Genomic DNA, 15,773 nt, shown 5'->3' on the forward strand with positions numbered 1-15,773 from the left:
TACCAAAGAGTTACGCTCAAACCACTGCTGCACCGCACACATCAGAAGTTGACGCTGAGCCGTCAAACCGTTCGGAGAAAGGCCTCCATCTCAATTAGGTTTGAAGGATCAACCCGTTGCCAATCCGACATCTGGTTGCGAAACCAGGTTTCCTGACGCTTTGCGTATTGACGCGTTGCAACAGTCAGCCTGTGGATGGTTTCTGCATAATCGGCTTTTCCGGCAAGATAGGCGCCAAGTTCCGGCACGCCGATTGCCCTCATCGCTGGCAACTTATCCGATAGGCCTTGTTCAAGCAGGGCCCGCACTTCATTGAAGCCCTCTTCGCAAACCATCAACCTGGCCCGTTGCTCGATACGTTCATGCAGCCAGGGCCGCGGCGGTGCCAGAACGATCCGGTGACACGCCTGCGGCTTGAGAAGAGGCGATGACTGGGCGTGCTGTTGCCACGCCTTCAGGGGGCGGCCGGTTGCCAGCAAAACCTCCAGTGCACGGGCAAGACGTTGCGGATCAACCAGCGCCTCGGCAGACTCAGGATCCCCCTCGGCAATCAGGTGCTGCCTCAAGCCTTCCACACCTTGCGTGTCGGCAATGGATCTCGCCCTGGCACGGATCTCTTCCGGAATGCCAGGCATTTCCGCAAAGCCTTCCGTCAGCCCCTTGAAGTAGAGGCCGGTGCCACCGACGAGGATAGGCATCTGGCCGTTTCCCCAGGCATCTTGCAGTTCCCGTTCCGCCAGGCGCAGCCAGTCGCCGGTCGAAAAGGCAGTCGATGCAGGCAACACGCCGTATAGCCTGTGAGGTGCTTCAGCTTCCTCCGCCACGCTGGGGCGTGCGCTCACCAGTCGCAAGTCTTCGTAAAGCTGCATGGAATCTGCATTCACGATGACACCATTCAGCCTTTTGGCCAGTGTCAACGCCAAAGCGGACTTGCCGCTGGCTGTCGGCCCGGCTATCAGGATGGCGCGCCTGGCAGTTGCGGGCGTGCCGTCATCGTCGTCCAGGGAACCGTCCATGTCTTTTGTTGCCACTTTGGTGTCCACTCCTGCTGCGCCTGCAGTCGACGAGGATCTGGTTCGGCAGGCATCCGACGCACTCGGCGTTACCGGAACCTCGACACGTCTTTCTGCAGGTGTCGCAGCGGATATCCGCTTTGAGGGTCTGGATGCAAGTGCCGCGGACGGTATCTTGCGCGAAGTGATTGGTCGTGCCCCCGTCGACGTCTTTGTGCAGAAGGAAGCCGGCCGCCGCAAGCAACTGCTGATCGCCGACATGGATTCCACCATGATCCGCCAGGAATGCATCGACGAACTGGCGGCTGAACTTGGCCTCAAGGATCGCATATCGGAAATTACCGAGCGGGCGATGCGCGGCGAGATCGATTTTGAACCGGCCCTGCGCGAACGTGTTGGCCTTCTCGCCGGATTGCCGGTGTCGGCCATCGAAACGGTGCTCAGCAAGCGGATCCAGCTGATGCCGGGCGGCCGTACGCTGGTCCAGACGATGAAGGCGAACGGCGCCTACTGCGCCCTTGTTTCCGGTGGCTTCACCCATTTCACATCTGCAGTCGCGACGCTGATCGGTTTTGACGAGAACCAGGCCAACACCCTGCTGGAAGTGGACGGAAAACTGTCAGGCAAGGTCGGAGAACCGATTCTCGGACGCGAAGCCAAGCGCACCCGCCTGGAATATCTCGTCGCGGAGCGAGGCCTGGAATTCGCAGATACGCTTGCGGTCGGAGATGGCGCAAACGACCTTGCCATGATCGAACGCGCAGGAGCCGGTGTCGCTTACAGGGCCAAACCGGCAGTCGCCGCCGCCGCCGACTTCCGCATCGACCACGGCGACCTCACAGCCCTGCTCTACCTGCAAGGCTACGCGGAAAGCGATTTCGTTCTGAGTTAAGGCGCGGGCCTGCGGCAATCCTGATTTGAGCGGTTTCGAATCCTCGCATCGCGCGGGCGGTCCTTCTTGTGTTTCAAGGAATGAACCTTTCGACGGAGTATGCAGCACATCCTTCGAGACAGGCCTCCGGCCTTCCTCAGGATGAGGGAGAGTGTGTGGGGATGCCGAACACAAAACTCTTCGAAGTGGTTAGGCCACACACTGTCAATTCGCCCCACGGCACATCCAACTCGCCAAGGCCATCAACATCCTCCAAGCCCCCAACTCCGCCCCACCACCAACCTCATCCTGAGGAAGCGCGGAGTGCTGTCTCCAAGGATCGGCCCCTTGCTCCAAAGCATCCCCCTTCCCGTTCCAGACAGACCGTCAGCCGTCTTCAGGAAGAGCGTGCAGGAGACTGAAAGCAGAAAAAAGGGCGCCATTCGGCGCCCTTCTGCATTCAGCTTCCGAAGTCCGGAAAGATTACTCGTCTTCGATCCGCACCGGAACGAAGCGGACATCACCCGTCGGATTGGCCAGCAGAAGCAGGGCCGAGCGGCGGTTGTCCTTTTTCAGCTTGTCGATCTCGGCCATGACGTCTTCCGGTGTCTCGACCGTTTCCTGAGCGACTTCCTTGATAACATCGCCGGCCATCACGCGCTTTTCCTCGGCAGATGTGCCTGGCTTCACTTCCGTGACCACAACACCGCTGACGTCTTCATCGATGGAAAACTGCTTGCGCAAGGCGTCGTCCAGAACGGCAAGCGACATGCCGAGCACTTCGCTCTTTTCGACCGGCTTTTCCGCAGGCTCTTCTTCCTCGGTTGCGCTGGCTTCGGTCACCTCGGTTTCAACGAGCTGCTCGAGGATCACGCTGATGGCGACTTCCTCGCCCTTGCGCAGAACCGTGACTTCGACTTCCTTGCCGATTTCGGTTTCCGCCACCATGCGCGGAAGTTCGCGCATCGTGTCGACATCCTTGCCGTCGAACTTGATGATCACGTCACCCGGTTCGATTTTCGCCTTGGCCGCCGGACCATCGTCGGTCACACCGGCAACCAGCGCGCCCATGGCCTTGTCCATTGCCAGGCTGTCGGCAATCTCGTCCGTGACTTCCTGAATGCGAACACCCAGCCAGCCGCGGCGGGTTTCGCCGAACTTGCGCAGCTGATCGATCACGTTCATGGCGGTGTTGGCCGGGATCGCAAAGCCGATGCCGATGGAGCCGCCGGACGGCGAGATGATGGCCGTGTTGATGCCGATCACGTTGCCTTCCATGTCGAACAGCGGTCCGCCCGAGTTACCCCGGTTGATGGAGGCATCCGTCTGGATGAAGTTGTCGTAGGGACCGGAGTTGATGTCGCGGTTTCGTGCCGACACGATACCGACGGTCACCGTGCCGCCCAGACCAAACGGGTTGCCGATCGCCATCACCCAGTCGCCGACGCGAATGGCGTCGCTATCGCCGAAACTGACGGCCTTCAGCGGCGTGGTCGGCTCCACCTGCAGCACTGCGAGATCGGTTTTCTCGTCGGTGCCAAGGAGCGTCGCCTTCAGCTTGGTGCCGTCGTTGAAGTTGGCGGTGATTTCGTCCGCCCCTTCGATAACGTGATTGTTGGTGATAATGATGCCGGCTTCCCCGTCAATGACGAAGCCCGAACCCAGCGACTGAACCCGCCGCGGCTGGTCGTCGTCCCGGTTCTGCCGGTTGAAGAATTCTTCAAAAAACTCCTGGAAGGGCGAACCTTCCGGAACCTGCGGCATCGGCACCGAACGGCGGCCCTGCACGGTTTGAGCGGTGGAAATATTCACCACTGCATCCGCGAGACCTTCCGCCAGATCCGCGACGGACACAGGTCCTTGTGCGTATGCTGCCTGGATAGGCTGAAAAGCTGCCATTCCACCGATTACGATGCCCGCCGCGACTGCGGCGATCCTGGTCATCCGACGGCGAATACTTAGTGGAGCCATAGGGCTTTCTCCTCATCCCAGCCGGTTGGACTGCAGTCAGAATGCTGACAGTCGATGGGTTTGTTCCGGTCCTTGGTTCAGAATATAGAACGGGCGGGAAGATTTTGCGCCTCCCGCCCGAAAACTTTTCGTTATCCGCGAATGATCCACACAAGAAATACGCCGATAACCGCCACGATCAGGCCAGTTGCCCGCAAGGTCTGGTCCGGTGTCTCCAGCGCGCTGCGCATGATGGACTTCATGCCACCGGGCACAAGCGCGTAGAGAACACCTTCAAGCACCAGGACCAGGCCGAGCGCCGTTACCAGTTCGCTCATTGTGCAGCGAGCGACGGATTCCGGTCGGATACGCCCTGGCTACCGTTTCCATCGGCACCCGGAGCCGGCAAGATACCGGTCGGGTCCTTGAAGAAGCGGAAGAAGCTTGAATCAGGCGACAGCACCAGGCTGGTATCGCCGGACCGCAATCCCGCCTCATAGGCCTGCATGGACCGGTAGAAGGCGAAGAATTCCGGATCGGCACCGAATGCCTCGGCAAAGATCCTGTTTCTTTCAGCGTCACCAGTACCACGCATGATTTCCGAGTCACGGCGTGCTTCAGCAACAAGAACGGTCGCGTCGCGATCCGCACGGGACCGGATCCTGCGAGCTGCTTCTTCACCCTGTGCACGGATTTCCGTGGCTTCCTGCTGACGCTCGGTCTGCATACGGGCATAGATTGCCTGCGAGTTGGCGTCCGGCAGATCCGCACGGCGGATCTTCACGTCGATCACCTCGATGCCGAGCTGTTCGGCATTGGCATCGATATCGCGGCGAATGTTTTCCATCACGCCGGTACGGTCGTCGCGAACAAGAGCCACGAAGCTGGTACGGCCAACTTCCGAACGCAGCGAGGACTGCAGGAACGTCGACAGGCGCCGGTTGGCGGTCTGGATATTCTGGACACGCTGATAGAACAGCACCGGATTGGAGATCTGGTACCGCGCGAAGGCATCCACGATCAGACGCTTCTTGTCCGAGGTGATCGGCTCAAGCGGCGGCATGTTCAGGTTCAGGATGCGCTTGTCGAAGTAGACGACGTTCTGAACGAACGGGATCTTGAAGTAGAGACCCGGTTCCTTCTTCGGCTGTTCGACGATCTTACCGAACTGCAGGACAAGTGCCTGCTGGGTCGGATTGACGATGAAGACCGAGAGATAGGCGACGACCGCTGCGATCAGCAGGACGATTGCAAGAATACCACTACGCATGATCAGTTGCCTCCCGCGCGCTGTGCAGGGGCGGTCTGACGCCCGTTCAGGTCATTCAGCGGCAGGTACGGCAACACGCCGGAGCCTGTCGAGTCGCTGTCGATGATGATCTTGTTGTTCGAGCCCAAAACTTTTTCCAGGGTTTCGAGATACAGACGCTCACGGGTCACGTCCGGTGCTTTCCTGTATTCTTCGTAGATCTTGGTGAAACGCTGGGACTGACCGGTTGCCTCGGCAATGGTCTGGTCCTTGTAGGCGTTTGCCGCTTCCAGAACGCGTGCTGCTTCACCGCGCGCTTCCGGAACCACCCGGTTGGCGTAGGCCTTGGCCTCGTTGCTGATGCGCTCTTCGTCGGCGCGTGCGGCCTGCACGTCGCGGAAGGCGTCGATAACCTGCGCAGGCGGGTCAACGCGCTGCATCTGGACTTCGCCGATCTCGATACCCGACTGATAGCTGTCGAGTGTCTTCTGCATCAGGCTGGCAACGTCGTTCTGGATGGAAACACGATTTTCCGTCAGGATGGAGTCGATCTTCGATCCGCCGACAACCTCACGCATTGCGCTTTCGGCCACGGCTTTCACGGTCGCTTCCGGATCCTGGATATTGAACAGGAAGTCGGCAATACCCTCGTTGGTATTCCGGATACGCCACAGGACCTTGAAACCGACGTCGACGATGTTTTCGTCACCGGTCAGCATCAGGCTTTCTTCCTGAACGTCGCGTGCGCGCACAACGCCGGAGCTGCTGACGTTTTCTTCGGTGCCAACAGTGGTTTCGCGCTGCAGTTCGACTTTCGGGGTGTAAACTTCACCGATCGGATAAGGCCAGTTGTAGTTGAGGCCAGGAGGGGTCTGATCCTCGACCTTGCCGAGTACCAACTCGACACCGACCTCGCCTTCATCGACAACATAGAAGCCGAAAGCCAGCCAGACGATAAGCGCCACGCCGACCACGATCCCGCCGCCGATGAAACCCAGGCCGCCGCCGCCACCGCCCGGAAGGACGTTGCGCATGCGGTCTTGGGTACGTTTCAGGAGCTCTTCAAGATCGGGTGGGTTTCCGCCTCCACGGTTGGAGCCTCCACCCCACGGGCCGTTGCCGTTACCGCCGCCGCCACCGCCGCTGCCCCAAGGGCCGCCGTTGTTTCCGCCACCTTTCCAGGGGCCACCGCCACCTGACTGATTGCTCCAAGGCATCAAAACTTCCTTCTTTGTCGTCCGGCACGTTATCCCGGACAGGGATTTTCACCCGTTCTGACTCACCGTTGGTTATAGGGAGGTTACCGTATGCTTTCAACGGAAAGCCCCACGTAAAAACCTCCCAAAACCCGCGTGTTCCCGTGCCGCAGGTGGTGGTAAACGGAGAGACTGTCAAGACCGACGGAACATTTGGCCGCACCCCGCCGGAATTTGCCCCGAAAAGACGGGCTCAGTTCACGTTGGCGGAACGGATCATGTCGACATGCAGAATACCGTCCTCGATGTATTCTTCAGACACCGTCGCAAAGCCCAGGGAGCCGTAGAAAGCCTCCAGGTAAGCCTGTGCGGAAACGTGGATCTCGCACCCCGGAACCAGGGCCTCCGCCTTGTCGATGCCGGCCTGCATCATGAGACGCCCGAGCCCGCTCCCCCTGCCTGCCTTGGCAATAACCACCCTGCCGATGCGGGCACGGCCCTGCTGTGGTTCTGTGAACAGGCGGATTGCGCCCAGAAGCGCTCCGGCCTCCTCGTCTTTGATGAGGTAATGCAGCGCCGTCTGGTCCTTGCCGTCGATGTCGGCGTAAAAAGATGCCTGCTCCAGAATGAATATATCCTGGCGCAGTTTGAGCACTCCATAGAGGTCGTTGAGGCTTAGCTCATCGAAAGTGGCCCATCTGGCCGTCAGATTGGCGGGTAAACTCATGACAACGGATCCGATAGGTATTCAAGCCTTGCGGCGGTAGGAGACGAAGGTGAAATCTGCGCTGTCGCGTTCGGTGCGCTGGCCCGGCGCGCGACCGACTTCCTGCCACACCGCCGGATCGATGTCCGGAAAGCGGGTGTCTCCCGCCGGCTGCGCGTCCACTTCAGTGATCTCGAGACGGTCGGCTTTGCCGATCGCCTGGGCGTAAAGCTGCCCCCCGCCGATGCACATGACCTGGTCGACGCCAAGATCCGCTGCCAGTTCCGCTCCCCGTCGCAGCGCCTCTTCAAGGGACGTCGCAGCTTCCGCACCTTCCGGTACATATTGCGGATCCCTGGAAACAATCACATGCGGACGTCCCGGCAAGGGCTTGCCGCCGAACGACAGAAACGTCTTGCGCCCCATGATCACCGGCTTTCCAAGCGTCAGCCGCTTGAAATACTTCAGATCCGACGGCAACCGCCAGGGCATGTCGTTATCGGACCCGATAATCCCGTTTCGTGCCACCGCGGCAATCAAGACAAGTTCCGGCAAAGCCATCTCCGAATCCGGTTTTCAATTCCTCAAACGCCTCCTAGCATGGAAACGCGAGCCAGGAAAAATCGCAGACATTTTTCTTGCCAGGCTGTCGGATAAGCGCCCCTTGGCACGTCCTTGAAACTGGACCGCAACGACCAGGAGACTTTCGGAATGTCCGACCTGATGGAAACCGTCTTGATCGAACGCACCCGCGCGTTGATCCCGGATGAAAATGTCGAGCAAAAGCGCATGTTCGGCTCCACCTGCTTCATGGTCGACGGCAACATGCTGGTCTGCGCTTCCAAACACGGGCTGATGGCACGTGTGGGAACCGAACAGCAGGAAAAGGCGATGGCAAGGCCCTTCGCCTCGGTCTGCAAGATGGGGGGCCGGCCCACGCCCGGCTTTATCCGGGTCGAGCCGGAAGGGATCGAAAGCGACGAAGACCTGAAGAGCTGGATCGATATGGCCAGATCCTATGTCGGCGCACTGCCGCCCAAGACTGCCAGGCCCAAGAAGCCGAAAAACGGAAAGACGGCAAAATGAACGGCTCGGGTTTTCAGCCAGAAACCTTCCGTTTTCTGGAAGAGCTTGCCGCCAACAACACCAGGGATTGGTTTGAAGCGCACAAGGCCGATTACCAGCGCTTCGTCAGGGATCCGGCCGACGAGCTTCGCGGCAGGCTTGCCGAAACGCTCTCGCGGCTTTGCGGACACGACCTCACCTCGAAGCAATTTCGCATCAACAGGGACCTGCGCTTTTCCAGGGACAAGACACCCTACAACACCCACATCCGCATGGCCTTCTGGCCGCAGGACACCGCTTTCCAGGGCAAGGACGCGCAACCGCCCAGCTTCTTCCTGTCCGTGGAAGCCGATCATGTGCGCACCGGCGCAGGGTGCATGCGGTTTTCAAAACCGGTGCTCGGATCGTTTCTCCAGACACTCGAGACGGACAACGGCGAGGACATTGGAGATCTGATCGCCCATATGACGGCTGCCGGGTTTGAAATGTCCGCCCCAGATCTTGCCAAGGTTCCTCGCGGCTTTCCCGCGGACCACCCGCGCAGTGGTCTCGCCCAGCACAAGGGCCTCGCCGTTTGGCGAGACGTCAGCGACATCGGGTCGCTTCAGGGGGCAAACGGCCACGAAGCGATTGCAAGGGTTATTGAACCTGCACTCCCCTTCTGGCGCTGGCTGATGACGCTTCACGCGCACCGGACCTGACACATTGGCTGCGGAGAATACCCAGAACGCAAGACGAAATCACTTGATCCAAAGCGCTTTGGAAACTATGACCATCGCATTCGCGTTTCCACTCCAGATGAGTTCCCATGGCACTTCCCAAAGACCTTGCGCTCCGTTTTCCCGGCGATTTTCTGTTCGGTGTTGCAACCGCGGCCTATCAGATCGAGGGCGCAACCAGCGAAGATGGCCGCAAACCCAGCATCTGGGATGCCTTTTCGAAGATGCCCGGTCGCGTTTACCAGAGGCATTCCGGAGATATGGCTTGCGACCACTATCATCTTTGGGAAAGCGATCTGGATCTGATCAAGTCACTCGGCGTCGACGCCTACCGATTTTCCATCGCCTGGCCGCGCATTCTTCCCGATGGCCGAGGCCCGGTGAACGAGAAGGGTCTCGACTTCTACGACCGGCTGATCGATGGCATGGTTGCCCGCGGTCTGAAGGTCAATCCGACGCTGTACCACTGGGATCTGCCGCTGACCCTGGCGGGCGATGGCGGCTGGACCGCCCGCAGCACGGCAGAAGCGTTTGCGGACTATGCGGAGATTGTCGTCAAAAGGCTCGGCGACCGGATGGACGCACTGGCGACCATCAACGAGCCCTGGTGCATCTGTCATCTCAGCCATCTCTACGGCATCCATGCTCCAGGAGAAAAAAGCATCGAGGCGTTCGCAGCCAGTGTGCACACGCTGAACCTGGCACATGGCCTGGGCGTTCAGGCTGCCCGGGCCGTAAAGCCAGACTTGCCGATGGGCATCGTCATCAACGCCCATTCCGTCTATCCGGTCATCGACACGCCACAGGACAGGCAAGCGGCAGACCGGGCCTTCCAGTTCAACAACGGCATTTTCTTCGAACCGATGTTCGAGGGCAGTTATCCGGCGGATGTGCTCAGCGCCTTTGGCGACCACATGGACATTCGCGACGGTGACCTTGAAACCATTCACCAGCCTCTCGACTGGTGGGGGCTGAACTACTACACGCCGCTACGCGTGAAAGCAGACATCAATGCCAGCGCGGTCTATCCGATGGCCGAGACGGTTCCCCCAACTCCGGGGCCGGAGCTGACCGATATCGGCTGGGAAGTCTATGAAAAGGGCCTGTCGGATCTCCTGAAGGATCTCGACACCCGTTACCCGCTTCCGGACTGCTACATCACTGAAAACGGTGCCTGTTACAATGACGAGCCGCAGGACGGTGTCGTCAACGACCAGCGCCGGATCGACTATCTGGAAAAACATTTCGGTGCCATTGCCGATGCACGCGAGTCAGGTGTTCCGGTGAAGGGCTATTTCCTCTGGAGCCTGATGGACAATTTCGAGTGGGCCGAAGGCTACAAGATGCGCTTCGGCATTGTTCACGTGGATTATGGCACCCAGGTCCGTACGCTGAAGAACAGTGCCCTGTGGTACCGGGACTTCTTGGAAGCGCATCGGCAGCGGTGAAAACGCTTCGAGCTTTCGCCCTGCATTGCGGATCAGTGGAACCAGCACGCACGCTTAACTTAACCTAGCCTCCTCTCCCCTCCTCCTGAGGAGCGAGCCTGCTCGCGTCTCGAAGGATGGGCGGCATATACAGCGTGTGGGGCCCATCCTTCGAGACAGCGCTGCGCGCTTCCTCAGGATGAGGATGTATTGGTGTCAGGATCAGGCGTTCAAAGGCGAGGCTACGCTTCCCGTAAATTCGCCAGAATGATCTCGCTCCAGACCCGGGTCGGAGGGATCCAGGCGGACCAGTCGTTGTAATTGCCGGAATAGATGACGGCCGCAACATCGGCCTTGGGGCACAGCCAGAGCCGCTGGCCACCATTGCCAAAGCCGGCAAACCAGGGTGTCGGGCCGCCAAGAGCCGGAACAGGAACCTGGCCGCAAAACCAGAAATAGCCGTATCCCGGTCCTTCGCTGGTTTCAATGATTGGCTGCAGTGAAGCCCGGATCCAGGCTTCGGGAACAATCTCCCGGCCCTGCCAGATACCGTTGTCAAGAACGAGACGTCCGATCTTGAGCAGGTCCGGCGCAGCCAACCTCAGCCCGGATGCCGGCGAATAGGCCCCATCCCGGCCGATTGACCAATCGAACTGATTTATGCCAAGTGGCGAAAACAGGCGTTCCCTTGCATAATCGGCCAGCTTCTGCCCCGTTCCCCGTTGCAGGATTTCGCCCACCAGCGCGGTGGCTCCGCCGCTGTAGATCCATCGGGTGCCGGGGTCTCCAACCAGCGGCCGCTCCAGAATGTAACGGTACCTGTCCGGGGCCATTTCCATGGCGATTTCGCTGTTTTCCGGATCGGTATAGGGGCGGGTCTCGTCCCACTCCATGCCGAGCGACATGGTCAAGGCGTGCTCCACGGTCCGTTCCATGCGTTTCGGATCCACAGCAAGGTCGGCATGTTCGGGAAAAAGCTCCAGGACCGGCGTATCGAGCGTCGGCACCTCGCCCCGCTCCAGTGCGATGCCATAGAGCAAGCTGACGATGGATTTGGTGATAGAACGCAGGTCGTGCAGGGTATCGGGGCCGAAGGTTACCTCACCGATCGGACGGCCCCAGTTTTCGTCCTCTCCCTTGCCATAACTTTCCAGAACCGTCTCACCGCCGCGTTCTGCAATCACGACATGAAGATGCGGCAACAGACCTGCCTCGGCACCGGCGCAGAGCTTGCGGCCAAGGGACGTATCGAACCCGCGACGCTCGGCAGCAGCCGCGTGAGGTGAGAGCGAAAGACCGTCGGTTAACTTCATGGAGAGCTCCCTTGCGTGAAACCTGAAGGAAGTGTCGGCAGTTTCATCGCCAAATGCGAGCGTTATTTGAAAGGTTTATTGCCGTGCGAGGAGCTTGACCTTCCACCAACTGGAACCACCATAGTGATAGGGAGAAGCAACTTGCGTCAGGAAGGTGGGAGAGTGGATCGGCGTTCGTTCTTGAAAGTATCGGTGGCAGGAGGTCTTGCTGCCTTGTCACCAGCCTTTGCTCTGGCAAAAACCGAAGAAGGTTTCTTCGACCTTGCGGCGGTCAAGGGACAGGCCCGACTTTATGGCAAGGATGGCGGCCTCTCGGATCTCTGGCTCTACAACGACCGGCTGCCCGGTCCGCAGATACGGGTCAAGCGCGGCGAACGCGTCAGAGTGCGCTTCACCAACAACCTCGACGAACCCACCTCGGTCCATTGGCACGGCATCCGCATCGACAATGCCATGGATGGTGTTGCCGGCCTCACTCAGCCCCCCGTCGCCCCCGGTGAAAGCTTCGACTACGACTTTGTCGTGCCGGACGCAGGCACCTTCTGGTACCACGCCCACAACATGAGCTGGAACCAGGTGCCGCGCGGCCTCGCGGGCGCACTGATAGTCGAGGACGACGAGCAGTCCTTCGACCCCGATTGCGACATCACGCTGATCCTCAACGATTGGCGTCTGGACGAAAACGGTATCCTGGAAACCGCAAGCTTCGGTGCCATGCACGACTTTGCCCATGCCGGACGTCTGGGCAACTGGCTCACCATCAACGGTGCTTCGATGCCCGACATTGCGTTGAAGAAGGACCGCTGGCACCGGCTGCGCCTTATCAACGCCTCCACGGCGCGTATCCTTGATCTGGCTCCGGCGCGGTTTAGTGCGAAGATAGTCGGGCTTGATGGGCAGGCCTTTGACACCGCGCGGGAGGTCGAGGGCACTGTGCAACTGGCGCCGGCGCAGCGCATGGATCTGGTGCTGCGACCTCAGGAAACCGGCAAGCTGCCATTCGAGATGATGACCGGCAAGCCGTTCACCTTCGCCAACTTCGTCGTCTCGGAAACCGAAAGCGAAGACCTGCCACTCGTGCTGCCACCGCCGAACCGGTTGCCTGAACCCGATCTGAGCTCTCCCTGGGAACTGCCATTAGTGATGGCGGGTGGAGCCATGGGCGGCATGCAGTCGATGATGAGACACGGCGTCGAGATGGACATGCGCCAGATGATGTCCGAGGGGCTCTTCTGGGCTTTCAACGGTGTGGCTGGTATGGAAGATGATCCGATGTTTTCCGCCAAACGCGGCGACACGATCCTTCTGGAAAGCCGGAACGACACGGCTTTCCCGCATGCGATCCACCTGCATGGCCATCATTTCCGCGTCATCGAGCGCGATGGCACGAAACTGGAGAACCCCGACTGGCGCGACACCTTCACAAGCCAGCCGCGCGAGACGGTCAAGATCGCCTTTGTTGCGGACAATCCCGGGAAATGGCTGATCCATTGCCACATGCTCGGTCATGCGGCATCGGGCATGATGACCTGGTTCGAAGTGAGCTGAAACAGCCGGTGGCTAGACCGCGATCGGTGCGGCAATGTGCGGGAGCGGGTCGTAGCCGGTCAGTTCGAAGTCTTCGAACTTGAACGCAAAGAGATCCGTGACATCCGGATTGATTTTCATTTCCGGCAAGGGCCGCGGCGAACGTGTGAGCTGCTCACGGGCCTGGTCGAAGTGGTTGGCATAAAGATGCGCATCACCGAACGTGTGCACAAAGTCGCCGGGCTTCAGGCCGGTTACCTGGGCCACCATCATGGTCAGCAGCGCATAGGAGGCGATGTTGAAGGGCACGCCCAGGAAGACATCCGCCGACCGCTGGTAAAGCTGGCAGGAAAGCTTGCCGTCAGCCACGTAGAACTGGAACAGCGAATGGCACGGCGGCAGCGCCATCTCGTCGACCAGAGCCGGGTTCCACGCCGAGACGATCAGCCGCCGGCTTTCCGGGTTGGTCCGGATCATCTTCAGCAGATTGGCGATCTGGTCGATGGATCTGCCGTCCGGTGCAGGCCATGACCGCCACTGGTAGCCATAGACCGGCCCGAGATTGCCGTTCTCGTCCGCCCAGTCGTCCCAGATCTTCACCCCGTTTTCTTTCAGATACCGAATGTTGGTATCGCCAGCAAGGAACCACAGCAGCTCGTGAATGATCGACTTCAGGTGCAGCTTCTTTGTCGTGACACAGGGAAAGCCTTGCGAGAGATCGAAGCGCATCTGGTGGCCGAAGATCGAGCGCGTGCCCGTTCCGGTCCTGTCGCCCCGATCAACGCCTTCGTCCAGGATTTTCGACAAGAGATCGAGATATTGCTGCACGGCGGAAGCCTTCGCGGTCAGGAGATCTGGAGTTTGTGGTTAACTTGGCAGATTTTTCCGAAAAGACAGCCCCTCCCCCGCACTTTCCCCAACTTGGCACATGCTGTGGAAGAATGGCCGTGAGCCAAGCCGGCAAACGACATGCTTTGCCAGAAGCCTCTTTCATTTCAGGGCCGAAGACCTTATATCAGGTCTGCTGGTTCGCCAGCTATGGCAATAAATGGTCAGTGCAATAAACCTATCGGACCCGGGGGCGGTACCCGGCGCCTCCACCCAAGCCCATGGGGCTAAGCTACGGAAACTCCATGGGTTTCGGCGGGGGCGAAATAGGATCGACGAGGGCGTAAAGACTGTGCTTTTGCTCGGCATTGTACCACCGTTATCGGGCTTTCTTAATAGTTGCAAATGACAACTATGCTATGGACAACGCTGTCGCAGCGTAACGCTGCGCCGGTAGTCCACTAAGTCCTTTGAGGTAGCACTCACGGGCGGGGTTCGGAGGCACCTGGCAACAGAAGCCTCCACTTGATCTTCCCATGTATTTGCAGCGTCCTACATAGGTTGCATGACCAATGAGCGATGATTGCCGGGTTGCACACATTAATCTGGGTTCACTTGGAAAAGAGCCTTTTCTTTTTGATCTCGGCCCGTCAATGTGCTCCTGATAGTGGACTTTTCCAGCGAGATTCGACGAAAACCGATGTCTGAAGACCTTCTGCGATACGATATTCTGATCCAGGACGCGCTGCGTGGAGCGGTGAAGAAAATACTTGCCGAAGTCGGTCGTACCGGGCTGCCCGGAGACCATCACTTCTACATCGCGTTCGACACCAATGCCCCTGGCGTGCGCATTTCCCAGCGGCTCAAGGAGCGCTATCCGCAGGAAATGACCATCGTGCTGCAGCACCAGTTCTGGGATCTTGCCATCGGCGAACATGCGTTCGAGGTTGGCCTGTCCTTTGGCGGCGTGCCGGAAAAGCTGCTGGTGCCTTTTTCTGCCATCAAGGGTTTCTTCGATCCGTCCGTACAGTTCGCGCTGGAGTTCGATCCCGGCAAGACGGCGGAAGAACTGCCGGAAGAGCTGCTGGAAGCCGTGGAAGAACTTGCCAGGGCCGAGCAAGAACATGCCGATAACGAAGCCAGACAGGACGACGGCGCAGGCGACAAGGAAGCTGCAACTGCAGACACCAAGGCGAAACCTGCCGTGCAAGCTGCCGAAAGCAGTGACGGTGGCGGCGAAGTCGTTTCCCTGGATGCATTCCGCAAGAAGACCTGAGATCGGGAGCCTTTCCCATGAGCGCGGAGATCATCAATCTGCGCATGGTGCGCAAGCAGAAGAACCGTCAGGACAAGGAAAAGACGGCCGAGGACAACCGGCGCAAGTATGGCCGGTCCAAAGCCGAACGTGAGGCGGCCCGCCAACGCCGGGAAACGCTGGAAACCCACGTCGACGGGCATCTTCTGGAAAAACCTGACGACCCGGATGCCGAACAATCCGATAAAGCAACAACAGACGCGAACACAATCGAAGCCGAACCTTCTGACCCGGGCTCTTCCGGCGATCGCGGCTGACCGCCAATGGCTCTTTTAAAGCGCTCTCTTTCCCTTCATGGCCACCGCACCAGCCTCGCGCTGGAACCGGAATTCTGGGACGTCGTCGACGCCTACGCCGACGCCGCGAACAAGTCCCTCGCCGGACTGATTGCCGAAATCGACGACAACCGCGACCCGGAAGACCCGCTGTCTTCGGCAGTCAGGGTCTGGGCCTTGAAACGGGTCCAAATGGAAGCTGGTCTGATTTCGGAGGGATGAACGGCTGACAATCTGATTTCCGGTCCCCTGCTTTTCGCCTGCCCACAGCGCTGCTAGAGGTGCCCGGACTGCCTCTGAGCTTCAGAGCCCTCTTGCC

17 protein-coding genes and 1 other RNA gene are annotated in these 15,773 nt (G+C 59.4%); 9 read left to right on the forward strand and 9 right to left on the reverse strand.

Features of this window, described 5'->3' with window-relative positions; genetic code table 11:
* Window positions 1–62: 62 nt before the first annotated feature.
* Window positions 63–1,016 (reverse strand): tRNA (adenosine(37)-N6)-dimethylallyltransferase MiaA, encoded by a 954-nt coding sequence (miaA, locus tag J7447_RS11675; protein ID WP_209170141.1) that lies wholly within the window; start codon window positions 1,014–1,016, stop codon window positions 63–65.
* Here miaA and serB point away from each other — a divergent pair.
* Window positions 1,015–1,905 carry a phosphoserine phosphatase SerB gene (gene serB, locus J7447_RS11680; protein ID WP_209169670.1) on the forward strand — a complete coding sequence of 297 codons (891 nt, stop codon included), beginning with the start codon at window positions 1,015–1,017 and terminating at the stop codon, window positions 1,903–1,905. The two genes, miaA and serB, sit on opposite strands and share 2 nt — an antisense overlap.
* A 462-nt stretch (window positions 1,906–2,367) precedes the next feature.
* On the opposite strand, the gene J7447_RS11685 is transcribed toward serB, so the two are convergent.
* The 6 genes from J7447_RS11685 to J7447_RS11710 form a co-directional block, all read right to left on the reverse strand.
* Window positions 2,368–3,855 (reverse strand): DegQ family serine endoprotease, encoded by a 1,488-nt coding sequence (locus J7447_RS11685; RefSeq protein ID WP_031269138.1) that lies wholly within the window; start codon window positions 3,853–3,855, stop codon window positions 2,368–2,370.
* 131 nt (window positions 3,856–3,986) lie between these two features.
* Window positions 3,987–4,172: a DUF2065 domain-containing protein gene (locus tag J7447_RS11690; RefSeq protein WP_023000530.1), complete on the reverse strand. Its 186-nt coding sequence runs from the start codon at window positions 4,170–4,172 to the stop codon at window positions 3,987–3,989.
* Entirely contained in the window at window positions 4,169–5,104 is a 936-nt protein-coding gene (locus J7447_RS11695) for a protease modulator HflC (protein WP_023000529.1), read from the reverse strand. The genes J7447_RS11690 and J7447_RS11695 overlap by 4 nt, the downstream gene beginning before the upstream one ends.
* Window positions 5,105–5,106: 2 nt before the next feature.
* Window positions 5,107–6,300, reverse strand: coding sequence for an FtsH protease activity modulator HflK (hflK, locus tag J7447_RS11700; RefSeq protein WP_023000528.1), 1,194 nt, complete (start codon window positions 6,298–6,300; stop codon window positions 5,107–5,109).
* A gap of 232 nt (window positions 6,301–6,532) precedes the next feature.
* The gene (locus tag J7447_RS11705) at window positions 6,533–7,006 is read right to left on the reverse strand and encodes a GNAT family N-acetyltransferase (RefSeq protein WP_023000527.1); all 474 of its coding nucleotides are present in this window, start codon (window positions 7,004–7,006) and stop codon (window positions 6,533–6,535) included.
* Between the two features lie 21 nt (window positions 7,007–7,027).
* Window positions 7,028–7,546 (reverse strand): dihydrofolate reductase, encoded by a 519-nt coding sequence (locus tag J7447_RS11710; protein WP_209169671.1) that lies wholly within the window; start codon window positions 7,544–7,546, stop codon window positions 7,028–7,030.
* A gap of 150 nt (window positions 7,547–7,696) precedes the next feature.
* Here J7447_RS11710 and J7447_RS11715 point away from each other — a divergent pair, with 150 nt between their 5' ends.
* The 3 genes from J7447_RS11715 to J7447_RS11725 all read left to right on the forward strand — a co-directional run bounded on the left by J7447_RS11715 (window position 7,697) and on the right by J7447_RS11725 (window position 10,217).
* Window positions 7,697–8,071: a TfoX/Sxy family protein gene (locus J7447_RS11715; protein ID WP_209169672.1), complete on the forward strand. Its 375-nt coding sequence runs from the start codon at window positions 7,697–7,699 to the stop codon at window positions 8,069–8,071.
* Window positions 8,068–8,751 carry a DUF2461 domain-containing protein gene (locus tag J7447_RS11720; RefSeq protein ID WP_209169673.1) on the forward strand — a complete coding sequence of 228 codons (684 nt, stop codon included), beginning with the start codon at window positions 8,068–8,070 and terminating at the stop codon, window positions 8,749–8,751. Before J7447_RS11715 ends, J7447_RS11720 begins: the two co-directional genes overlap by 4 nt.
* Window positions 8,752–8,858: 107 nt before the next feature.
* Window positions 8,859–10,217, forward strand: a complete 1,359-nt coding sequence (locus tag J7447_RS11725) for a GH1 family beta-glucosidase (RefSeq protein WP_209169674.1) — start codon at window positions 8,859–8,861, stop codon at window positions 10,215–10,217.
* A gap of 221 nt (window positions 10,218–10,438) precedes the next feature.
* Here J7447_RS11725 and J7447_RS11730 read toward each other — a convergent pair whose 3' ends face one another.
* Window positions 10,439–11,509 carry a serine hydrolase gene (locus J7447_RS11730; RefSeq protein WP_209169675.1) on the reverse strand — a complete coding sequence of 357 codons (1,071 nt, stop codon included), beginning with the start codon at window positions 11,507–11,509 and terminating at the stop codon, window positions 10,439–10,441.
* Between the two features lie 213 nt (window positions 11,510–11,722).
* Between J7447_RS11730 and J7447_RS11735 the strand changes: the two genes are divergently transcribed.
* A complete protein-coding gene (locus tag J7447_RS11735) occupies window positions 11,723–13,057 on the forward strand; it encodes a multicopper oxidase family protein (protein ID WP_209169676.1) in 1,335 nt (444 codons plus the stop codon).
* A gap of 12 nt (window positions 13,058–13,069) precedes the next feature.
* Here J7447_RS11735 and J7447_RS11740 read toward each other — a convergent pair whose 3' ends face one another.
* Window positions 13,070–13,864: a thymidylate synthase gene (locus J7447_RS11740; RefSeq protein WP_023000520.1), complete on the reverse strand. Its 795-nt coding sequence runs from the start codon at window positions 13,862–13,864 to the stop codon at window positions 13,070–13,072.
* A gap of 156 nt (window positions 13,865–14,020) precedes the next feature.
* Between J7447_RS11740 and ssrA the strand changes: the two genes are divergently transcribed.
* The 4 genes from ssrA to J7447_RS11760 all read left to right on the forward strand — a co-directional run bounded on the left by ssrA (window position 14,021) and on the right by J7447_RS11760 (window position 15,676).
* Window positions 14,021–14,390, forward strand: a transfer-messenger RNA (tmRNA) gene (ssrA, locus tag J7447_RS11745).
* Between the two features lie 174 nt (window positions 14,391–14,564).
* Complete coding sequence (locus J7447_RS11750; RefSeq protein ID WP_023000519.1) at window positions 14,565–15,140, forward strand: SspB family protein; 576 nt, start codon at window positions 14,565–14,567, stop codon at window positions 15,138–15,140.
* 17 nt (window positions 15,141–15,157) lie between these two features.
* Window positions 15,158–15,436, forward strand: a complete 279-nt coding sequence (locus tag J7447_RS11755; RefSeq protein WP_209169677.1) for a DUF4169 family protein — start codon at window positions 15,158–15,160, stop codon at window positions 15,434–15,436.
* Between the two features lie 6 nt (window positions 15,437–15,442).
* On the forward strand, window positions 15,443–15,676 hold the full coding sequence (locus J7447_RS11760; RefSeq protein ID WP_023000517.1) for a ribbon-helix-helix domain-containing protein: 234 nt from the start codon (window positions 15,443–15,445) through the stop codon (window positions 15,674–15,676).
* Window positions 15,677–15,773 lie beyond the last annotated feature (97 nt).

The sequence above is a fragment of the Labrenzia sp. R5_0 genome, assembly GCF_017743835.1.
GTDB lineage: Bacteria > Pseudomonadota > Alphaproteobacteria > Rhizobiales > Stappiaceae > Roseibium > Roseibium algicola.